This window comes from Monashia sp. HAY1-2A, assembly GCF_056755315.1.
This window is the reverse complement of the sequence record NZ_JBNDHY010000461.1, coordinates 1-265: the sequence shown is the minus strand read 5'-3', so window position 1 is coordinate 265 and position 265 is coordinate 1. Positions and strand designations below refer to the sequence as shown.

Here is a 265-nt window from a genome sequence, read left to right as displayed (position 1 = left end):
CAATGACCCCGACGAGGCCGCAGATGAAACAGAAGCCCTTCCTGACCCTGGACGACGTCAAGCGCATCGCCGCCGCCGCGGAAGCTGAAGCCGTCAAGAACAACTGGCCCGTGACCATCGCGATCGTCGACGACGGTGGTCATCTGCTGTGGCTGCAACGCCTGGACAACGCCGCAGCCACGTCGGCCGTGATCGCCCCCGCGAAGGCCAAGACGGCCGCGCTCGGACGCCGCGAATCCAAGGTCTACGAGGACATCGTCAACAA

Annotated in this window: 1 protein-coding gene; it reads left to right on the top strand. The window is 64.9% G+C overall.

Going from position 1 to position 265, the window contains the following annotated elements; translation table 11 throughout:
• Positions 1 to 23 precede the first annotated feature (23 nt).
• Positions 24 to 265 (top strand): GlcG/HbpS family heme-binding protein (locus ACPYOM_RS22715; protein ID WP_481347699.1); only part of this gene is annotated, 242 nt, incomplete at its 3' end.